The organism is uncultured Roseivirga sp. (genome assembly GCF_963973945.1).
Lineage (GTDB): Bacteria > Bacteroidota > Bacteroidia > Cytophagales > Cyclobacteriaceae > Roseivirga.
On sequence record NZ_CAXBBV010000002.1, the window covers coordinates 119,741 to 139,122 of the forward strand.

General features: G+C 38.4%; 19 protein-coding genes. 14 read left to right on the plus strand and 5 right to left on the minus strand.

Annotation, left to right across the window (positions count from 1 at the left end; translation table 11 throughout):
* From AAC026_RS04855 to AAC026_RS04870, 4 genes are all read left to right on the plus strand, one after another.
* On the plus strand, positions 1-1,140 hold the full coding sequence (locus AAC026_RS04855) for a 6-bladed beta-propeller (protein ID WP_339695476.1): 1,140 nt from the start codon (positions 1-3) through the stop codon (positions 1,138-1,140).
* 137 nt (positions 1,141-1,277) lie between these two features.
* Positions 1,278-2,456 carry a 6-bladed beta-propeller gene (locus AAC026_RS04860; protein ID WP_339695479.1) on the plus strand — a complete coding sequence of 393 codons (1,179 nt, stop codon included), beginning with the start codon at positions 1,278-1,280 and terminating at the stop codon, positions 2,454-2,456.
* A complete protein-coding gene (locus tag AAC026_RS04865) occupies positions 2,453-3,607 on the plus strand; it encodes a 6-bladed beta-propeller (RefSeq protein ID WP_339695481.1) in 1,155 nt (384 codons plus the stop codon). The genes AAC026_RS04860 and AAC026_RS04865 overlap by 4 nt, the downstream gene beginning before the upstream one ends.
* A gap of 13 nt (positions 3,608-3,620) precedes the next feature.
* A complete protein-coding gene (locus AAC026_RS04870; protein ID WP_339695484.1) occupies positions 3,621-4,778 on the plus strand; it encodes a 6-bladed beta-propeller in 1,158 nt (385 codons plus the stop codon).
* A 7-nt stretch (positions 4,779-4,785) separates the two neighbouring features.
* On the opposite strand, the gene cdaA is transcribed toward AAC026_RS04870, so the two are convergent.
* Both cdaA and folP read right to left on the minus strand, forming a co-directional pair.
* On the minus strand, positions 4,786-5,634 hold the full coding sequence (gene cdaA / locus AAC026_RS04875) for a diadenylate cyclase CdaA (protein ID WP_339695486.1): 849 nt from the start codon (positions 5,632-5,634) through the stop codon (positions 4,786-4,788).
* Positions 5,631-6,488, minus strand: coding sequence for a dihydropteroate synthase (gene folP / locus AAC026_RS04880; RefSeq protein ID WP_339695488.1), 858 nt, complete (start codon positions 6,486-6,488; stop codon positions 5,631-5,633). The genes cdaA and folP overlap by 4 nt, the downstream gene beginning before the upstream one ends.
* A gap of 31 nt (positions 6,489-6,519) precedes the next feature.
* On the opposite strand from folP, the gene AAC026_RS04885 reads away from it, so the two are divergent.
* From AAC026_RS04885 to AAC026_RS04895, 3 genes are read left to right on the plus strand one after another with little or no spacing between them, the layout of a single operon-like run.
* On the plus strand, positions 6,520-7,068 hold the full coding sequence (locus tag AAC026_RS04885; protein ID WP_339607463.1) for a DUF1599 domain-containing protein: 549 nt from the start codon (positions 6,520-6,522) through the stop codon (positions 7,066-7,068).
* Positions 7,065-8,057 (plus strand): MauE/DoxX family redox-associated membrane protein, encoded by a 993-nt coding sequence (locus tag AAC026_RS04890; RefSeq protein WP_339695494.1) that lies wholly within the window; start codon positions 7,065-7,067, stop codon positions 8,055-8,057. Before AAC026_RS04885 ends, AAC026_RS04890 begins: the two co-directional genes overlap by 4 nt.
* The gene (locus tag AAC026_RS04895; RefSeq protein ID WP_339695497.1) at positions 8,057-8,575 is read left to right on the plus strand and encodes a shikimate kinase; all 519 of its coding nucleotides are present in this window, start codon (positions 8,057-8,059) and stop codon (positions 8,573-8,575) included. The genes AAC026_RS04890 and AAC026_RS04895 overlap by 1 nt, the downstream gene beginning before the upstream one ends.
* A gap of 6 nt (positions 8,576-8,581) precedes the next feature.
* Here the strand turns inward: AAC026_RS04895 and AAC026_RS04900 are convergent, their stop codons facing one another.
* Together AAC026_RS04900 and AAC026_RS04905 are read right to left on the minus strand one after the other, a co-directional pair.
* Entirely contained in the window at positions 8,582-10,120 is a 1,539-nt protein-coding gene (locus AAC026_RS04900) for an outer membrane protein transport protein (RefSeq protein WP_339695499.1), read from the minus strand.
* Between the two features lie 23 nt (positions 10,121-10,143).
* Complete coding sequence (locus tag AAC026_RS04905) at positions 10,144-11,634, minus strand: hypothetical protein (protein ID WP_339695502.1); 1,491 nt, start codon at positions 11,632-11,634, stop codon at positions 10,144-10,146.
* 133 nt (positions 11,635-11,767) lie between these two features.
* Here AAC026_RS04905 and proS point away from each other — a divergent pair, with 133 nt between their 5' ends.
* The 3 genes from proS to floA are packed head-to-tail and all read left to right on the plus strand — an operon-like array spanning position 11,768 to position 14,773.
* The gene (proS, locus tag AAC026_RS04910; RefSeq protein ID WP_339695505.1) at positions 11,768-13,246 is read left to right on the plus strand and encodes a proline--tRNA ligase; all 1,479 of its coding nucleotides are present in this window, start codon (positions 11,768-11,770) and stop codon (positions 13,244-13,246) included.
* A gap of 46 nt (positions 13,247-13,292) precedes the next feature.
* Positions 13,293-13,766: an NfeD family protein gene (locus AAC026_RS04915; protein ID WP_339695508.1), complete on the plus strand. Its 474-nt coding sequence runs from the start codon at positions 13,293-13,295 to the stop codon at positions 13,764-13,766.
* A gap of 2 nt (positions 13,767-13,768) precedes the next feature.
* Complete coding sequence (gene floA, locus AAC026_RS04920; RefSeq protein WP_053222856.1) at positions 13,769-14,773, plus strand: flotillin-like protein FloA; 1,005 nt, start codon at positions 13,769-13,771, stop codon at positions 14,771-14,773.
* Between the two features lie 55 nt (positions 14,774-14,828).
* On the opposite strand, the gene AAC026_RS04925 is transcribed toward floA, so the two are convergent.
* Positions 14,829-15,701: a hypothetical protein gene (locus tag AAC026_RS04925; RefSeq protein WP_339695512.1), complete on the minus strand. Its 873-nt coding sequence runs from the start codon at positions 15,699-15,701 to the stop codon at positions 14,829-14,831.
* 55 nt (positions 15,702-15,756) lie between these two features.
* Here AAC026_RS04925 and AAC026_RS04930 point away from each other — a divergent pair, with 55 nt between their 5' ends.
* The 4 genes from AAC026_RS04930 to AAC026_RS04945 are packed head-to-tail and all read left to right on the plus strand — an operon-like array spanning position 15,757 to position 19,272.
* Positions 15,757-16,143 carry an FdtA/QdtA family cupin domain-containing protein gene (locus tag AAC026_RS04930; RefSeq protein WP_339607454.1) on the plus strand — a complete coding sequence of 129 codons (387 nt, stop codon included), beginning with the start codon at positions 15,757-15,759 and terminating at the stop codon, positions 16,141-16,143.
* Positions 16,140-17,075, plus strand: coding sequence for a GNAT family N-acetyltransferase (locus AAC026_RS04935; protein WP_339695515.1), 936 nt, complete (start codon positions 16,140-16,142; stop codon positions 17,073-17,075). Before AAC026_RS04930 ends, AAC026_RS04935 begins: the two co-directional genes overlap by 4 nt.
* Before the next feature lie 17 nt (positions 17,076-17,092).
* Positions 17,093-18,349 (plus strand): oligosaccharide flippase family protein, encoded by a 1,257-nt coding sequence (locus AAC026_RS04940; RefSeq protein ID WP_339695518.1) that lies wholly within the window; start codon positions 17,093-17,095, stop codon positions 18,347-18,349.
* The gene (locus AAC026_RS04945) at positions 18,346-19,272 is read left to right on the plus strand and encodes a glycosyltransferase (RefSeq protein ID WP_339695520.1); all 927 of its coding nucleotides are present in this window, start codon (positions 18,346-18,348) and stop codon (positions 19,270-19,272) included. The genes AAC026_RS04940 and AAC026_RS04945 overlap by 4 nt, the downstream gene beginning before the upstream one ends.
* The last annotated feature ends 110 nt before the right edge of the window (positions 19,273-19,382 follow it).

Below are 19,382 nucleotides of genomic sequence, written 5' to 3' on the forward strand. Positions count from 1 at the left end.
ATGAGGAATAAATTATTCGGTTTTTTGATGCTCGTATTTGTCTTGAGCTGTTCGGAAAACGATAGTAAGACTATTGACATGACTAGTTTGGGTGATTTCCAGACTTATAAAATTGATATGGAGCAAAATGAAGCTCCCATATTTGATTTTATAAAAGAAGTTGAATTTGTAAGGCTTCAAGAGACCAATGAGTCGCTGTTGAAGTCCATAGTTATCCTTGAGGTTTTTGAAAGTGGTTTCATTATTCCTGAGTATGATGGCTCCAAAATTTATCTGTTTGACAGTTCTGGAAATTTTAAAAGTGCGATGGATAAGAAGGGTATTGGCCCAGGAGAAATGAGTAATATATGGAATATGTGGTTGGTACAAGACACTGTATTAGTGTATGACAGATATTCTTATAAAGTTCACAAGTACGCATTGACTGGTGAACACTATGAAACCACCAAGCTTGACATAAGGCCTTGGCACATTCGCTCAACGCATAAGGGCTATGTGTATGATATGTACAATCAGTTGGGTAACCATACAACTAAGTATAATTTAGTCTTTGTGGATTATGAATTCAATGAGGTACAGCGGGCTCAGCCTACTCGATTAGAGCTTGGTGCTACGAGCTTCGGTCTCGATACCTTTCAAGAGTATGATGGGAGCTTATTGTATCAATCAATTTTTAGTGATACCGTTTATGAAATCAGAGAAAGAGAAGCGATACCTCTCTTCTCTCTTGATTTCGGAGATTTCTGGTTTTGGAATACCATGGGAGAGAAACCAAACGAAAAGAAAGTGTTTGAGGCTTTAATGAGAGGGGATAAATTAACCCAATATCGATACTTCCTTGAAAAGAATCTGATCTTTTGTTATTCGGATTATAATGGTAAAACACATCGTTTTTTAATCAATCAAAAATCCTCTAAAGTGGTTAAACTACATTATGGGAAGGGCGATGGGGAAGTTTTAGGCTTAATGCCCATCCGTTGGGATAAAGATCGATTACTGTTCAACATTCATTCTTCTTCGGTGCCCGCTTTTATTTCTCAACTCAATGAAGATCAAGTCAAATTCAGAGATGGTACAACAATAGAAGGAATTGAATCTTCGGAGAACCCTGTGTTGATGTGGGTGAAGTTTAAGGAGTGAGTATTGAGAAGAGGGTATTTAGTACATAGTATTGAGTAGCTAGATTTTGAATAAATGGAAAAATATAGAACTGCCTTTTGGAGGGTTTTCTTCACCCTGAAAGTCCCTCCAAAAGTTTGTTTACTAAACAATTGACAATGAGAATAAATCTTTCTGTTTTACTACTTCTATTAACTCTGTGGAGCTGCGCTGAAAAGAGAAGCGTTAACGACAAGGAAGCCACAAGTTTAGATGATTTCAAATCATATCATCTCGATTTAAATTTACCCAAAGAGAGTTTTGTGGACATGATTGAATCGGTAGAACTGATGCAATTTGAAGAAACCGATGAGTCACTTTTATCTACGATCCGAAAAATCAATAGACTTGATGATGGCTTTGTCTTTCATACAGATAAAAAGATAGGTGCGGATGATCATTTGTCTATCTATTTTTTTGACGAAAACGGGAAGTTCCAAAAGAAAATAAACAGGCAAGGACAGGGGCCAGAAGAGTATAGCTCAATTGAAGACTTATGGATAGAGAATGGTTTGGTTGCAGTGTATTCAATGCCCAAATCGGTGATTTATCGGTACACCACTGAAGGTGAGTTTGTAGACTCTCGTAAATTGCCAGATCAACTTCGTGTCGGAGGTATTCGGCCTTATAAAGATGGCTACGTTGCTGAAATGAATTTTCATTCTATCAATGACACCTCTTATTACAAATTCGCGAAGCTGGATAAAGATTTAAAAGTGGAAAAGCCATTTCTGAAATACGACAATACTCCTGATGAAATGCCGTGGTTTATAGATTACTCAACAGTTATTCCCTACCAAGATGGAGTGCAGCTTTTCAGGGTTTTTAGCGATACCATTTACGCCTACACAAATGATAAACTCGCTCCTTTGATGCACTTAGATTTTAAGGAAAATTGGTTTTGGGGAGATAAACCTGTTCCTACAAACGAGCTTTTACAGAAAGTAGAAGCAGAGAATAAAGTATGGACAATAGGCATGTCGATAGGCCAAAAATACATTTATGCAAATGCCTTGATCGGCTATTCGCATTGGGAGTATTTTTTAATTGACAGGATGAATGGAAAGGTCAAGCGAATGGGGATGCCGAAAGGTAAATCCGTGAGAGAAGAGTTTTACTATCTGGGCTGGGAGGAGGATAGATTAATGTTCTCTGTCACCACAGCCGATGTTCCTGACATTTTATCTGCGTTGGATGAAAGTCAAATCAATTACCGTGAGGGCACTACTTTAGAAAAAATTGAGTCCTCTGAAAACCCATTGGTGATGTGGGTGAAGTTTGAAGAGTTGAACAAATGAATATCAAATACGCACTAATAATATTGTTTTTGAGTCTAGTGTCTTGCGCTTCGGATCAGGAACAGCAAGAGACAGAGCAACTTATTACTAAAGATGAGTTTAAAACTTTCAAAATCGATACGGAAGCCAAACCTGTTTCAATCTTTGAATTGATTGAAGAAGTTGAAATCATGCGCTTTGAAGAAACGGAGGAGTCGTTGCTAAGCTATATTTATCAGGTATATAGTACGGAAGATGAAATAATTTTCCCAAGTGGAAATGATGGTAGTATTTATTCTTATTCCAAAAAAGGAGAGTTCATTCGTAAATTTAGCCATGTAGGAAATGGCCCAGGAGAGTATGAGTTCATCTGGAGTTTTTGGGTAGATGGAGATCGCATTTTTGTATCCGATATCAATAGACGAAGATTACTTTCATATGATCTGGAAGGCAATCATTTGACAAGCTGGAAACTCCCATTCTCAGCTAAGAGCTTTTTTACGTATGATAAAGGGTTTGTTGCCGATTTGGATTATACAGCCTATCAAGATTCATTACACTTCAATGTCCTTTTTCTCGATGAAAATATGGAGGTGAAGCAAATGGCTAACCCATACTTATCACCACTGATTCTATATGTAGGTAGCAATGTCAATAGTTTTCAACCTTATGGAAAAGACCTCATTTACCATGGATTTAAAAGAGATTCCGTTTTCCTTATAGAAGACAATAGAACCCGGCCATTACTTAAGTTTGACTTTGGTGAGGAATGGCTTTGGACAGAAGAAACCATAAAAAACAACCCAAGAACAACTGGTCTTATTCGTGAAACAGACTTAGTTTGGTGGGTCGATTCCTATATCGGTGAAAAATGGATCTATCTGAGTTATAAAACCTCCATGAAAGATGTTTTTAAAGTATTGATAGATCGTAATTCTGGAGTTCAAAAGGCAGTTAAAGTGAACAAGAATGCTGCGACAAAGTATACTATGACGCCTATTAAATGGGAAGAAGATAGGCTTATGGTCAGTTTGCAATCTCCAGATGTTCAAGAATTCATGACCGACTTAGGTGAATCAAAAGTCAAATTCCGTGAGGGTACTACTTTAGACGAAATCGAATCTTCAGAAAACCCAGTGCTGATGTGGGTAAAGTTTAAAGAATTGAAATAAGAAATTAGAATATATGAAACGAATTTTTCCTGCGCTGTTAGTCGCTGTATTGTTTGCTGCCTGTGGGGGTGAAGCGGAAAGCACTATCGAAATAGTGCAACAAGCGAATGACGAGTTTAAAGTTATTCCTCTGACGATTGAATCGGAGAAACGAAAGCTCTCCGAAATGATTGAATCCATTGAGGTAATGGGTTTAGAAGAAACAGATGAAGGGCTGCTAAGCGGGGTTTATAATTTTTCTCAAGCTAATGAAAGACTGGTTTTTCCTAGCGGGTCAGAAGGCGATGTTTTTGTTTATTCTAATGAAGGAAAGTTTATTTCCACTTTCAGTAGAAAAGGTGAGGGGCCAGAAGAATATGGTAGCCTTCAACATCTTTGGATAAGTAAAGACACTTTGTTCATCCATGATCGAAACCGAGGAAATATAAACAAGTATGATTTTGAAGGGAAGTACTTGGGGCAGATTAAACCGAGTGTTAAGTCGGCTCATCTTTACCCCTATAAAGGAGGTTATGTAGGTGACATGAATGGAATGCCAATCTATGATTCACTTAAATTTAATATTGTTTTTTTTGACGATCAGTTGAAGATCAGGGGTATGGAGAATCTATATAAAGACGTAATGCCTTTTCCTATCGAGAGTAGTATAAATAGTTTGGCGGCTTATGGTGATGATCTCTTATACAAAGAGATTTTTGGCGACACTATTTTTCTAATTCAAAATGAAACCATCAGGCCATTGCTCAAGCTTGACTTTGGCTCAGACTATTTATGGAATGATGAAACAATGAGGGCCGATGGGCAAAAGGCAATGGGTAGTATTCAGGAGAGTGGAAAAGTATGGATTTTCAATCCCAAGGTGGGCAATTCGAAAATTTATTTGAATTTCAATACAAGTTTCTCGGAGGCGACTCGACTGTTGATTGACCAAAATTCAGGTAAGTATTATCAAATAGACAATAAAAAGAATGTTGAAGAGAATTATGCTTTTGTCCCTATTAGATGGGAGGAAGACGTACTGATTGTTAGTTTAAATTCTTACGATTTGGCTGAACTTATAAAGGAAATTGGTCCTGAAAACGCAGTTTTCAAGAAAGGGAGTACGCTAGAAAGTATAGAATCTTCAGAAAACCCAGTATTATTGTGGGTGAAGTTCAAAGACTTTGAATGATCAAAAATTAAGAGGCCACTTCAAGGCTTTCTTTTTTGTCAGGTTCTGTGGCTTCCTCTTCTTCCTCGCTCAGGTAGCGGTTTAATCTTTTTCTAATTTCAGGAGCCGAGAGATTACTATCAATTTTCCCGTTTCTAGCAATTGACATTTGCCCGGTTTCTTCCGAAACAATAAGAATAAGAGTGTCGGTGGCTTCAGACATTCCCAATGCAGCCCTATGTCGTAAACCGTATTGGGCTGGTAGATTTTCTCTTTCACTTACTGGTAAAAGGCAGCGAGCCGCTTTGATTTTGCCTTCGTATAAAATTACTGCGCCATCGTGTAGTGGACTGTATTTGTTGAAAATTGAAATCAGCAGTCTTTTGGAAATAAAGGCATCGAGAAGGTCGCCAGAATCTGCATAAAACTTAAGTTCTGTATTTCTAGAAAACACCATCAAAGCCCCAGTATTTGAGCCTGACAAGTTTTTTGAAGCCTCAATAACGGCTGTGAGGTTCATGTTAATTTTGGGTTTTTTCTTTCGCCAAATTAGAAGAGAGTCTAGTACCCCATTTTTCCGGAATGAGGTCTTACCCAGAATAAGCAGAAACTTTCTGATCTCCTGAGAAAAAATAATGATGGCAGCCAAAACTCCTACGCCCATAAACTGGCCAAGAATACCTGCCAGTAACTCCATTTGAGCGGCCCTCACCACCAAATAAATAAGGTAAAGCGAAAGAAACCCTATGAGTACTCGAACCGCCACACTGCCTTTTAGCAGTTTATAGACCTGATAGAGCAATACACTCACAAGTAGGATGTCTATAATGTCCACCCATCTTACTTCTAGGAACCCTATTTTGAAAGCGTAAATCAAGGATATATTGCTTTATATAATTGAACAGTTTCTACTGCGGCCTTAACATCGTGTACTCTAAGTAGGGAAGCACCATTAATTAGTGCTGCCATATTTAAAGCCGTTGTACCATTAAGTGCTTCTTCAGCCGAAATGTCCAAAGTTCTATAAATCATAGACTTTCTAGACAAGCCAGCGAGCAAAGGTAACCTCATTCCTTTAAAATAATCCAAATTTCGGAGAATCTCATAACTCTGTTTGGCAGTTTTTGCAAAACCAAAGCCAGGGTCAAGAATAATGTCCTTTACACCCAAAATTCGTAGTTTTTCTACCCTCTCACTAAAAAAAAGAGTCACTTGCTTTAGCAGGTTTTCGTAGTCGGTATGTTGAACCATATCTTGAGGAGTACCTCTCAAGTGCATCATTATGTAAGGCACATTTAATTTAGCGACAGTCTCAAACATATTGGTGTCTAATGTTCCGCCAGAAATATCGTTAATAATGCAGGCGCCTTGGTCGATTGCAACCTTGGCTACTGAACTTCTAAATGTATCGATTGAAATATAGGCTTCTGGAAATTCTTTAACGATAAGTGCTAGAGCTTTGCCGATCCGATCAGTTTCAATGTCGGTACTTATATCTTCAGCATTTGGGCGAGAAGAGTAACCACCAATATCTAGAATTAGAGCACCTTCCACCAGCCTATTTTCAGCAGCCGATAGAATTTCTTTCTCAGTGTTTTGTCTGCCAAGAGAATAAAAGCTATCGGGGGTAATGTTTAAAATACCCATTACCGCTGGCGTATCGAGCGAAACTAGATTTCCACGTAAGTTCAATGTCTTTTTAACCTGAAATATTTTATCTTTCGCTTTCAAAAATTCCCTTTAGCAATTAAAATCACTCAACTTGAAGGAGCAAACGGTAGGCGAATATAAGCAAGTTATAGAGGCCTGTAAAGACATATTTCTGAAGAAGACCAAAGATTACGGAACGGCATGGAGAATACTCAGGCTGCCTTCTATTACGGATCAGATTTTTATCAAGGCCAAGCGCATTCAATCCATTCAGAATAAAGGAAATCAGAAGGTGGGTGATGATATTGCTGGAGAGTTTATTGGCATTATTAATTACTGCGTAATTGCGTTGATTCAGATGGAATTGGGTGAAGATGATCCTTTCGAAATGGCAGTAGAAACCCTTGAGCCTTTGTATGATGAAAAGGTGGAAAGTACTTTCAATCTGTTAATGGATAAGAATCACGATTACGGTGAAGCTTGGCGCGACATGCGGGTGAGTTCTATGACGGATATTATTCTCATGAAATTGCTCCGCGTGAAGCAAATTGAAGACAACCAAGGGCAAACCATTATTTCTGAAGGAATTGATGCCAATTATCAAGACATGATCAACTACGCAGTGTTTTGCTTGATCTTAATGAAATTTTCAAAATCATGAAGCTATTAACCTCGATTTCAAGGTATTTGGTTGGAGGACTTTTTATTTTCTCTGGCCTAATTAAGATCAACGACCCTGTAGGGACACAGATTAAATTGGAAGAATATTTTACTGTTTTCTCAGTGGATATAGCGCCATTTTTTGATGCTTTAAAACCAGCGGCATTATTTCTTTCAGTACTTCTTTCTACTTTAGAAATAGTACTCGGATTGGCGGTGTTGTTGAGGTACAAACCACAAATTGTAACCAAGTTGCTCTTGGCCATGATTGTGTTTTTCACCTTCCTTACTTTCTATTCAGCATATTTCAACAAAGTAACCGACTGTGGTTGTTTTGGTGATGCCATTAAACTTACCCCTTGGGAATCTTTTACTAAAGATATTATTCTGTTAGTCTTGATACTGGTGCTATTCCTTAATCGGAAGAAAGAAGAGCTTACCAGTGGATTTAAAACTAAGTCGATTGTTTTGGCAGGAACCCTTGTTTTTTGTTTAGTGATTTCATTCTTGGCAATTGCCCATCTGCCTTTTATTGATTTCAGAGCTTACAAGGAAGGAACCCATATTCCTACAGAAATGCTACCACCAGCGAATGACCCAAATGAGGTGCCCAAAATCACCAACTTTGCCATGTGGAGCGATACTGCCGATGAAACTCAGAATATTCTGACAGGAAGAAAATTATTGGTGGTAATTCATGAAGCCGCCAAAACCGATGCAGATTCATACCTTGATTTAAATTCATTGATCAGTGCATTAGGAAATCAAGTGGAGGCAATCGCAGTAACTGCTTCCTCTGGTGACCAGTTTGAAGAATTAAGACATAGTGTTCAATTGGCCGTTCCTTATGTATATTCCGATGCTACTTTGCTTAAAACAATGGTACGCTCAAACCCAGGTTTAGTGTTGGTTGAAAACGGAACGATCTTAAAGAAATGGCATTATAATGATATCCCTTCTGCTAGCGATTTAATGTCTAGTTTCAGATAATGAATACAATTCATCGAATTTATTTAGTGGGTTTACCTGCCTCAGGAAAAACTACTCTTGGGAAACAGCTTGCTGAACATTTAGATATAGAATTTATTGACCTCGATTCTGAAATTGAGAAGGTAGTGGGGCAATCAATACCTGATTACTTCAGTTTTCAGGGAGAAGGTAATTTTCGTATAAAAGAAAAGGAAACACTAAGGAACATTGGAGCTGCAAAGGAGCAGTTTGTGATGGCTACCGGAGGTGGGGCGCCATGTTATCATTTCAATATGGACTATATGAATGAAATGGGAACCACAATATTTTTTGATGTTAGCCCAGGAGATTTGGCCCTGAGAATAATGGATCAAGGTGTTGAAAAAAGACCACTTTTTAAAAGTTACGATCAGCAAGATTTGATTCAAGAAGTACGTGATTTGGCCGAAAATAGACTCGCTTTTTACAATGAAGCCAAAATAAAAATACGAGATAATCGAATCACGTTGGATAAGATTATCTCGCATTTAGAATCTTGACTTCTTCTAGAAATTTAGCCCAAAAGTTAGTTTCGCATTGGTCATGTTATGCTTGATCACTGTAAGCGGAGAATCTTCAAGTACTGCCATTCTATAGCTTCTGAATGACTGATCAAATTTGGTATTGACAATGGCCAAATCGAAGAAGTACTTGCCTAAGTTGATTCCTACACCTCCAGAAATCATTTTTCTTGATCTATCTAAATCCACACCATCAAAGTTGCTTTTGTACGGGTCGCCATAATGTGCGTAACCAGCCCTAAGCCTAAACATTTCATAACGATACTCGCCACCAAGTTTAATATTTGTAGCCGAGTTATAAATGTTTTCAATAGTTGTGTTGTCGCTTCCAGTAAAGAAATCACTGGACGAAACGTTTGCGTTAGCATAATTCAGATGCTCGATGTCCGCGGTTATAAATCCATTTTTATTGAAGAAAAACGCGAGTCCAGCATTGAGTTTGGCTGGTGTTTTTAAGTTAAAGGATGAAACAAATATATCTGTAGCTGTTTGTAAAGAACCAAGAACAGTGTCTTCTAAAATCAAGCGATTGCCCATGTCGTCTCTGAAGTTTGAAACATCGTAGTTGTTCCATTCTGAATTATAGATGTTATCACCTTCTTCATTAAAACTATAATAAGTAGGAGAAGTGTAGGATAGTCCCACTCTTAAAACATCTAGTGGGCGAACTATTGCACCAATATTAAAATTCACCCCAGTTCCATTCAATTCTAGCCTTTCGTCTATAGTAAAGCTAGAAAGCGGTTCATTATTAAAACTTTCAGTATAAATTCTACTATTAGTGTAGCTCGATGTTGTAATGCCCATTCCAGCTCCAAAGTATATTTTATCATCAAAGTTAGCTCCGTAGGCAATGTTTACTTGGTCGGTATAGCCTTTGGTTCTAATGGTTTCAGTTTGCGTTGGAAAACCAAGTACTGGTGAATGATAAAGTGTTTCATCGTTGGGGTCAGGGTTGATCAAATAATGATCGTATCCTGTTTGAGCAATTCCACTAAGCTCTTCTGGGAAAAGTCCATCAGCTTGTTGAAGCATGTTATCTATAATGGAGTTGCTTCCGTTGTATCCACTTGATAGAACGTTTCTGTTGAAATCATTGATTCTATTATAAGTTATAGCCAATGAGCCCCCTCTGAATGAACCCGGTATTAAATCTCCTTTATTGAAATTGATTACTACACCTAAATTGGCAATTGACAGTTTTGTTGCTTCATCTTTATTGGCAGTACCAAAGGAGTTTCCTTCTGTTTGAAGAGAAGAAAAACCAGGGGTGAAAACGAACTGTGATCTGTTGTAAACACCTAAACCTGCAGGGTTATAGATAGCTGAACTAATGTCGCCCCCCAGTACGGAACCCGAACCCGCTAATGCTGAGAATCTGGCAGTACCTGGGTTTTGTAATTGACTGTACCTTAAGGCATCGTTATAATAACCAAAAGAACCTTGTTGAATTTGCGCCTGAGAGGTTTGAAATAGGCAAACCACGCCCAGGCTTATCATAATAAGCTTTATTCCAAGTTTCATTTTTGTGAGTTTTTGTGAGTTAATTAATTACCTCTTCCGCTTCTTGATGAATTATTGCTGCTGCTTCTAGATGAGCTAGAACTACTGCTTGCGCTTCCGCTTCGAGAAGAAGAACTGCTAACGGTTCCAGACGACCTAGATGAAGAGCTATTTCCGCTACTTCTGCTTGAAGAAACACCACTGCTTCTTGATGAGTTAGAAGAAGATCTTCCACTAGAAACGCCTGAACTTCTACTGCTTCCTGTAGATCGGCTATAACTTGGAGTTGCAGATCTTGTAGAACTGGATCTACTGAATAAGTTACTGCTTGAAGAGTTATTTCTGCCAGAGGTAACACGTGAGCTTGTAGCTGATCTTGAGCTTGCATAAGTTTGAGACCTGCTACTTCTAGCGTTATTGCTTCTAACAATGTTTGATCTTGTCAAACGACTGTCATTCGAGAATTGATAAGCGTTTGTGTTTACTCTTGAGCTTCTAGTATTTCCACTAACTGCGGCTGTAGAACTGTTTCTTCCACCAACTACTTGATAACCATCTATGGAACCGCCTGCTCTTGATCCTCGTGCACCTAATTCACTGGCATATCTTGAAGAGCGAGTGTTAGGTGTTGACCCGTTTACAGCGTCTGTTCTTACACTACTTACAGAAGTTGAGCTTATTCTAGCACCTCTAGTAACATCTCGTCCATCACGACTTACTAAATTGCCTTCGTTGTTATAGTAGTAATTATTAGTATAGTAGTAGTTACTGTAGTAAGGATTTCTGTTCCATCTACTCCATCCCCACGGACGTCCGTAATTAAATGAGGTATAGTATGGTGAATAATAACCACCAACATTCCAAAATGGGTCATAATAAGGACTCCAGAAAGGATCGAAAGAACCAAATCGGTTCAAGCTTACGAAGGTCATACTAGAATATAAATAGGGAGAAAAACTAGGCGAAATAAATGCAATATTTAAACCTACCCTCGGAGTGCCAATGCTGTTTCTTATTCTACCACTTCTTCCAGTGAGGTAGTTGTCCATTCTGAAATCACGATTCAAATAATATTGTTCATACCAAGCCAATTGAAATTGAAAATCATTTACCATAAGCCTATTGAAACTTTGTTTATCCCAGTCTGTATTCCAATCCAAAGGGAGTTCATAGTATGCCAGGTTTTCGTTTTCATAATCGTAAACAAAATCATCGTAATTCAATTCGCTGGATTTTGTAACCCTAGGTCCCTCTTCATAATAAACTACTTCTCCATTTTGGCTATTACTATATTTTGTTACCAACATAGGGTCTACCGATTCGCTTGAATAGTCGCCCAAAGAAAATGCTTTCTGATTTGACGATTCAATTTCTTCGGTTGATTCAACAATGGTTGGTTTACTTACCCTATCTGATGATGTAAAATAAACATCATCGTATTCTTGGGAAGATTGAAATTGGTTTGGTGAGCATGCAAACACAGTGAGCATACTTAGTGGTGCCATTAATATTCGGATGTAGTCTCTTTTTTTCATGATGTTTCCTCCTTGGCTTTTTTAAGTTAACGTGTATTTATCAAAATTGGTCGATAAAATAATCGAATGATATATCTTTGTATCAACTATTTTAACAACCGTTAACAAACAACATTCATACCAAACAACTGATATGAGCAAAGGATTACCAAAAAGAAGTGAAGATTACTCGTTGTGGTACAATGAACTGGTAAAAAAAGCAGATTTAGCTGAAAATTCACCGGTTCGTGGTTGCATGGTAATCAAACCCTATGGCTTTTCCATCTGGGAGAAAATGCAGGCAGAAATTGACCGAATGTTTAAAGAGACTGGGCATGTGAATGCATATTTTCCTCTTTTCATTCCCAAATCATACCTGAGTAAGGAAGCCGACCATGTAGAGGGGTTTGCGAAGGAGTGTGCCGTAGTAACTCACTATCGATTGATGAACGACCCTGACGGAAAGGGAGTTGTAGTTGATCCTGATGCTAAATTGGAAGAAGAACTTATTGTTAGGCCTACTTCTGAAACAGTAATTTGGAACACCTATAAAAACTGGGTTCAATCTTATAGAGATTTACCTTTACTTATTAACCAGTGGGCCAATGTTGTTCGTTGGGAAATGCGAACTCGCCTTTTTCTAAGAACAGCCGAATTCCTTTGGCAAGAAGGTCATACAGCCCACGCTACCAAGCAAGAAGCTATAGATGAGTCAGTGCAAATGATGAATGTTTATGCTGAGTTTGCAGAGGAGTTCATGGCCATGCCTGTTGTAAAAGGGATAAAGTCTGAAAGTGAAAGATTTGCAGGAGCTATAGAAACCTATTGTATCGAAGCTTTGATGCAAGATGGAAAGGCACTTCAAGCAGGAACCTCTCACTTTTTAGGACAAAACTTCGCGAAAGCATTTGATGTAAAATTCACGAGTAAAGAAGGAGTACAAGATTTTGTTTGGGGAACGTCATGGGGCGTAAGTACTCGATTAATCGGAGCGTTAATTATGGCGCACTCTGACGATCAAGGCTTGGTGCTTCCTCCAAAATTGGCGCCTATTCAGGTGGTAATTGTACCTATATATAAAGGAGAAGAACAGCTTCAAACTATTTCTGATAAAGTGGCTGAGCTCACCAAGGGATTGAAAGCCAAAGGTATTTCTGTGAAATTTGATAACCGTGACACTTACAAGCCCGGTTTCAAATTTGCCGAATGGGAATTAAAAGGTGTGCCAGTTAGACTCGCTATTGGTCCAAAAGATTTAGAGAACAACTCTGTTGAAATTGCCCGAAGAGACACAGGTGTGAAAGAACTTTTCAGCTTAGAAAATAACTTGGCAGATAAAGTTGAAGCTTTATTAGAAGAAATTCAGAATTCTATTTATCAAAAGGCATTCAATTTCAGAGCAGAAAACACTACTGAGGTTGATACTTATGATGATTTCAAAAAAGTATTGGAAGGCCAAGGTGGATTCGTTTCTGCTCATTGGGACGGAACTGCTGAAACTGAGGATAAGATTAAAACAGAGACCAAAGCCACTATTCGTTGTATACCTTTAGATAGAAAAGAAGAAACTGGAGTTTGTATCTATTCTGGAAAACCATCAGCAGGCAGAGTACTTTTTGCAAAAGCCTATTGATGTTACTAATAAATAGTATATTCGGACAAGTTTAAAAACCGAGCAAATGGGAGAGTGGATTGCTATTATTTTATTGGTGATCATTGGGTTGATTCTAATTTATATAGAATTACTCTTTGTGCCAGGCACAACCGTAGTTGGTGTGGTTGGCTTTGCGCTCACCTGTGCAGGAGTTTATCTTACTTATGAAAAACACGGGACTACAGCGGGTAATTACATGCTTGTGGGCTCTTTTCTCATTTCGGTGGTGGCCATTTATTTTAGTTTTAAATCGAAATCATGGGATCGGTTTTCACTCAAGGATACTAATAAAGGTAAATTCAATGAGGGTTACTCCTTGGGCTTGGAAGTTGGGATGGAAGGAATTGCAATTTCTGATTTAAAGCCTGTTGGCAAAGGAGAGTTTGGAGATAAAAGTTACGAAGTAGTTTCCATGGGTTCCCACATTGAATCAGGTAGTCGAATTGAAATCATTAAAGTTCTAGGGAATAGAATTACAGTTGAACGAATAAATAATTAGATATGAATGAATACATAACGCTGGTTGCCATTGGAGCTGGTATAATTCTGTTTTTTGCTTTTTTCTATTTCGTACCGGTCAATCTATGGATTACGGCTAGGTTTTCGAATGTTAAGGTAGGCTTGCTTGAACTTGTGTTCATGCGTATTAGAAAAGTACCGCCAAGAATTGTGGTAGACGCTATGATTACCGCTACAAAAGCGGGTTTGGAGCTTACTACTACTGAACTTGAAACGCATTACCTAGCAGGCGGTCATGTTCCTTCTGTAATTAAAGCACTTATTTCTGCCGACAAAGCAAATATCACTTTAGGCTTTAAACAAGCTACAGCAATTGATCTTGCGGGTAGAGATGTATTTGAAGCAGTACAGATTTCAGTAAACCCAAAAGTAATCACTACACCTAAAGTAGCTGCTGTGGCTGCCGATGGTATTCAGTTGGTTGCTGTGGCAAGAGTAACGGTTCGTGCTAACATTCAGCAATTAGTTGGGGGAGCTGGTGAAGACACTATTCTTGCTAGGGTAGGTGAAGGTATTGTAACTTCAATTGGTTCTGCTGCTTCTCATAAAGAAGTATTAGCCAACCCAGATAAAATTTCGAAACTAGTACTAAGCCGTGGTTTAGATGCGGGAACGGCATTCGAAATTCTTTCTATTGACATTGCAGATGTAGATGTAGGGGTGAACATTGGTGCGATACTTCAAACTGACCAAGCGCAAGCCGACTTGAAAGTAGCCGAAGCCAAGGCGGAAGAAAGACGTGCGATGGCCGTTGCTCAAGAACAAGAAATGAAAGCCAAGTCGCAAGAGGCAAGAGCTAAGGTAATTGAAGCAGAAGCAGAAGTACCTAAAGCATTGGCCGAAGCTTTCAGAAGTGGTCGTTTGGGAGTGATGGATTATTATAAAATGGAGAACATTCAGGCCGATACCGACATGAGAGAATCTATTGCTAATCCAGAGCAAAAATCGACTACTCGTAGAAAGTCAGACGATAAGGATAAGAAATAACAATCTTCAAAAGAGAATTTTATATGGGCTGCCTTTTCGGGTGGCCCATTTTTGTTTATATGCTTATGAGTATTAATGCTGCAATGGCTAACAGTATTCCTAGAATGTTAAGCTTGGTAGGATATTCTTTAAAAATGAAGGCTGCAAAAATTGTGGAGGCAATGATGATTCCAATGTTTAGCACCGGATAAAGCACAGCACCATTATTATCGAAAGCAGAAAGGGCTTTGATCTGAAAGTAAATGGCAAAGTAGTTTGGAATACCGAGGTAAAGTCCACCCAAAATCTCTTTTTTAGTCACCTTAATTTTTCTTACTAAAATCACCATACTGCCAATCAGAAAGGCTGTGCCAAAGGTAATTATAGGGTAAATGGCTTCTATATGTGGCTCGATAAGGTTTTCGCTAGCATAGTTTAGCCAAGTATCTAAAGCTCCGCCCAGTAGGAAAACAGCAAAGGGCAACATTATATAGCCTATGGTCAAAGGTTCTTTTACTTCCAAAGAGACCTTCTTCTTCGATACTAAAAATATAGCAGCAAAGGCAATAACAATACCTATATAGTTCCAAGAACCGAGTTCAGAAGTTCCGATTTTCAGAATGAACAAGCTAAATAAAACGGGAATTGCGAGCGACATCTTACTGGCTACAGTAGCCACGGCAACACCTCTTAACTGAGTGGTTAAGGCCATAAGGTAAAATGTGCCAATAAATAACAAACCCAATGCTGAAGCACTATAGAACCAAGATTGGTCGAATGCGATGTTTGACTTTATATTTCCAAAGCCAACATAGATGCTTCCTGTAATTACGCAAACCAAGTAATTGGTAACAATGGCAGGGAAGGTGTTAATTCTTAAGCGTGTAAACGACCTAAAAGAAAGGAAAACTGCAACATTGCCAAGTATAGCGAGTAGAAGGTAAAGCATAGCGCGCGAAGATACAGAATAGATTAATTGTTACTTTAGTGATTAAATAACAGCCGTGAAAAAACCTGAGGTATATACATTCGATTCGAAACCTGATTTGAGAGGGAATCTTACTTTTTTAGAAGAACTGAAGAGCATTCCTTTTGAAATAAAGCGCGTGTATTGGTTGTATGATTTACCAGAACAGCAGGCACGAGGAGATCACGCTCATAAAACAGGTGAGCAAGTCATTATTGCCATTAAAGGTAAAATTGAGGTTTTATTAGAGTCGAAGAAAGGTGACTTATTTAATTGCACTTTAGACAAAGCAGATAAAGCACTTTACATTCCCCCTATGTGGTGGGGAAAAATGATTTTCAGCAAAAATGCCATTATGATTGGGCTTGCCTCTGATGAGTTTGATGAGAATGACTACATAAGAAAACGCTCTGAGTTCAAATGAGAAACCTAAAAGTGATTGAAGCTTTATTGGATAACACCAAAAAGGATTTTTCTGAATGGCTTTATACACAACCTAATTTTCTTATAGGCAATAATCAATTGCCACAAATTCATTTCTATTTATTGGATGATACTGAAAAAACAGCCTTAGGCCATATTGGTTTTTCTTTAGAAGAAGGGGCAGTCTTTAGCCCTTACCGAGCACCGTTTGGTGGTTTTGCCTTAGCCGATAATTTGACCAGTGAAGAAGTTACCTTCTTTATTTTCGAGGTGTTAAGAAAGTTGAAAGATCAGCGACTGGGTTCCCTTCACTTAAAATTACCCCCTAGCTGTTATTTCAAGAACTTAAATCTTTTGGAGGAAAACCTAAGCTATGCAGGCTTCGAAATAACCGAAAAATTAGAGTATCAAGCCATTCCGATTACCGATCAAGCTTTTGAGTTGACCTTAGCTTCAATGGAAGTCCGTAAATTGAAGAAATGCAAAGAGGCAGGCTTTGAGTTCAGTAGGCTTCCAAAACATAAACTTGCAGATGTATTCGATTTCGTAAAAAATCAGCGTCAGGAAAAGGGTTATGAATTTTCAATGGAATGGGCTCAAATGAAATTGGCACAAAAACTAAATCCTGAAGCCTATATCCCCTTTGGAGTGAAAGACGGTGAGAGAATCATTGCAGCGACCATTGGGATTTTAGCCTCTGACAGCGTGCTTTATAATTTCTCTCCAGCACATCACCCTGAATATGATCAGTTAAGCCCTGTGGTTTTGCTTACGGAAGGACTTTATGATTTTTGTAGAGCAGAGAACTTAAATTACCTTGATTTGGGTGCGTCTTATCTGAACGGGAAGATAAATGAAGGACTGAAACAGTTTAAGTCGCATTTAGGTGGTCAAAGCTTTTTTAGTTTGGGTTTTAGGAAAGCCCTATCTTAGTATTAAATCTTTTGCTGTTGGCATCTCAATTCTTTAAAAGTTCACGATGGTCCTTTCTTGCAGTGGTGTTTCGCGCCATTGGCGGACTTACCATCAATAAACTCTTTGCGGTTTTCTTCGGCACCAACGGCATCACACTACTTTCTCACTTTCAAAACCTCACCTCATTATTTACCCTGCTTCCTTCAGAGGGAATTAACAGAGCAGTGATGAAACATTGGTCAGACCCAAAAACCAGTGAAGAAAGTAAGCACCGACTTTGGCAAACTGGTTTCTGGATTACCAACGTTATTTTTATAGCAACCTTCGCTATGCTTTATTTTTGGTGGAAGGATTACTTTTTTAGCCGATTTGTAGAGCATTATAGTATTGGGCAATTCTTAACCATCTTTCTGCCGGCCATTTTTTTAATGCTCATGACGAGTTTGCTCAATTCCGTGATTCTTTCTTTTCGTGATGTAAAGGGCTATGCATTAGTTAGTATTTCTGGAATCGTACTTCTGGTAGCGGTCGTGCTGTGGTCTGTAAACATGGGCAATCTTGATCAAGCATTGCTCAGCTTTGTGGTGGGTTACGCACTCATGTTTTTCTGTTCACTGGTTTACTTTATTCTGAATAGAAAGGAAGTAACATTGAAAATTGGTAAGCCAGATGGAGCTTCACTAAAGAAAATCAGCCAATTCGTTCTGATGGCCATTAGTTCAATAGTTTTGGGCAAACTGCTCGATTTCATGGTTCGTGATTATGTGATTGAACTATATGGTTTAGATCGAACAGGACTTTGGCAGTCAGTAGCCAAAATGTCGAGCAGCTACTTATTGGTGTTTAGTGGAACAGTAGGTGTAGTGTACTATCCTAAAATGGCTTCGTTGATTAATGACGAAAAAGCCTTAAGAAGTTATGTGCTTAAAGTGATGAGCTTTGTAGCCTTCATTACCGTTATATGCTTGGCTATTTATTACCTCAACCGTGAGTTTGTATTGAACTTGTTCTTTGCAAAAGGTTTTGAAAAGGCGGCCTATTTAGTGCGTTTTCAGGCTATTGGTGATTTCTTTTGTATTCTCTCTTACCTCTTGGCTTACTTGCTCTCTGCCAGAGTGCAAACCGTAAAATACATAATAGCTCAGTTGTTTTCGGCACTCATTTATGTTGTGTTGGTTTATTTATTAATGGGTAGGTTTAATTTAGAAGCCCTTACCTTAGCTTATCTATGGCGCTACATTGGCTTCTTCCTTATACTCATTCTGTTTAACAGGAAATTCTTATTCACATGAATCCACTCGTTTCCGTAATATGTATTTCCTACAACCATGCCCCTTATATAAAAGAAGCACTAAACTCTGTTTTCAATCAAGCATATACTGAAATTGAGGTGATTGTGCTAGATGACGGAAGTTCAGATGCTAGTGTTGAAGAAATTAAAAAGCTAATTCTGAACAGGCCAGAAGTCACTTTTATCGCTAATACTGAAAACACTGGTTACACCCGAACCTTCAATAAAGGCTTGGCCCTTGCGAAAGGAAAGTACATTGTGGATTTCGCCTTGGATGATGTGATGTTCCCCAACTTTTTAAATGAAAGCATAAAGCAACTTGAGGCTTTAGGTGAAGGATACGGTGTGTGTTTTAGTAATGCAGATTACATCAATTCAGCATCAAAAGTAATTGGTAACCATAATGACAGCCTTCGATCTAAGAAGTTAGTTTCCGAAATCCCGCAAGGTGATATTTTCGAAATGGTGCTCAAACGCTACTTCATTTGCACACCAACCATGGTCATTCGTAAGTCTGTTTTTGATAGAATAGGAGGTTATGACGAAGCCTTGGCTTATGAAGATTTCGATTTGTGGGTGCGCTCCTCTCGCTATTTTAAATACACGTTTGTCGATAAGGTGTTAATGCAAAAGCGAAAGCTTAAAACCAGTATGTCGGCATTGCGATATAAGCATACTGAGAATGCACAAATGCTCTCTGTATTTATGGTTTGCCAAAAGGCCTTTCACCTTTGTAAAACCGCAGATGAATTTAAAGCTTTGAATTTAAGATTGGCTTATGAGCATCGCCAATGCGTTCGTAATAATTTTTTAGACTTAGCAGATAGATATTTTTCTTTAGTAAAATCAACAAAAGGAAATTTGGTTAAAATTAAATTAACTGAATATTTGATTCGTTTAGGTGTGGGTAGAAAGGCTTTTTGATCTTCCGAAAAATGGATTTACCGAATAGATAGCACTTAAAAAATGAGCATTTAAGTTCAATTCTCTTAAGATTTTGTTAAATCTAAGTGGGCATGTTTTAGCCGTTTAAA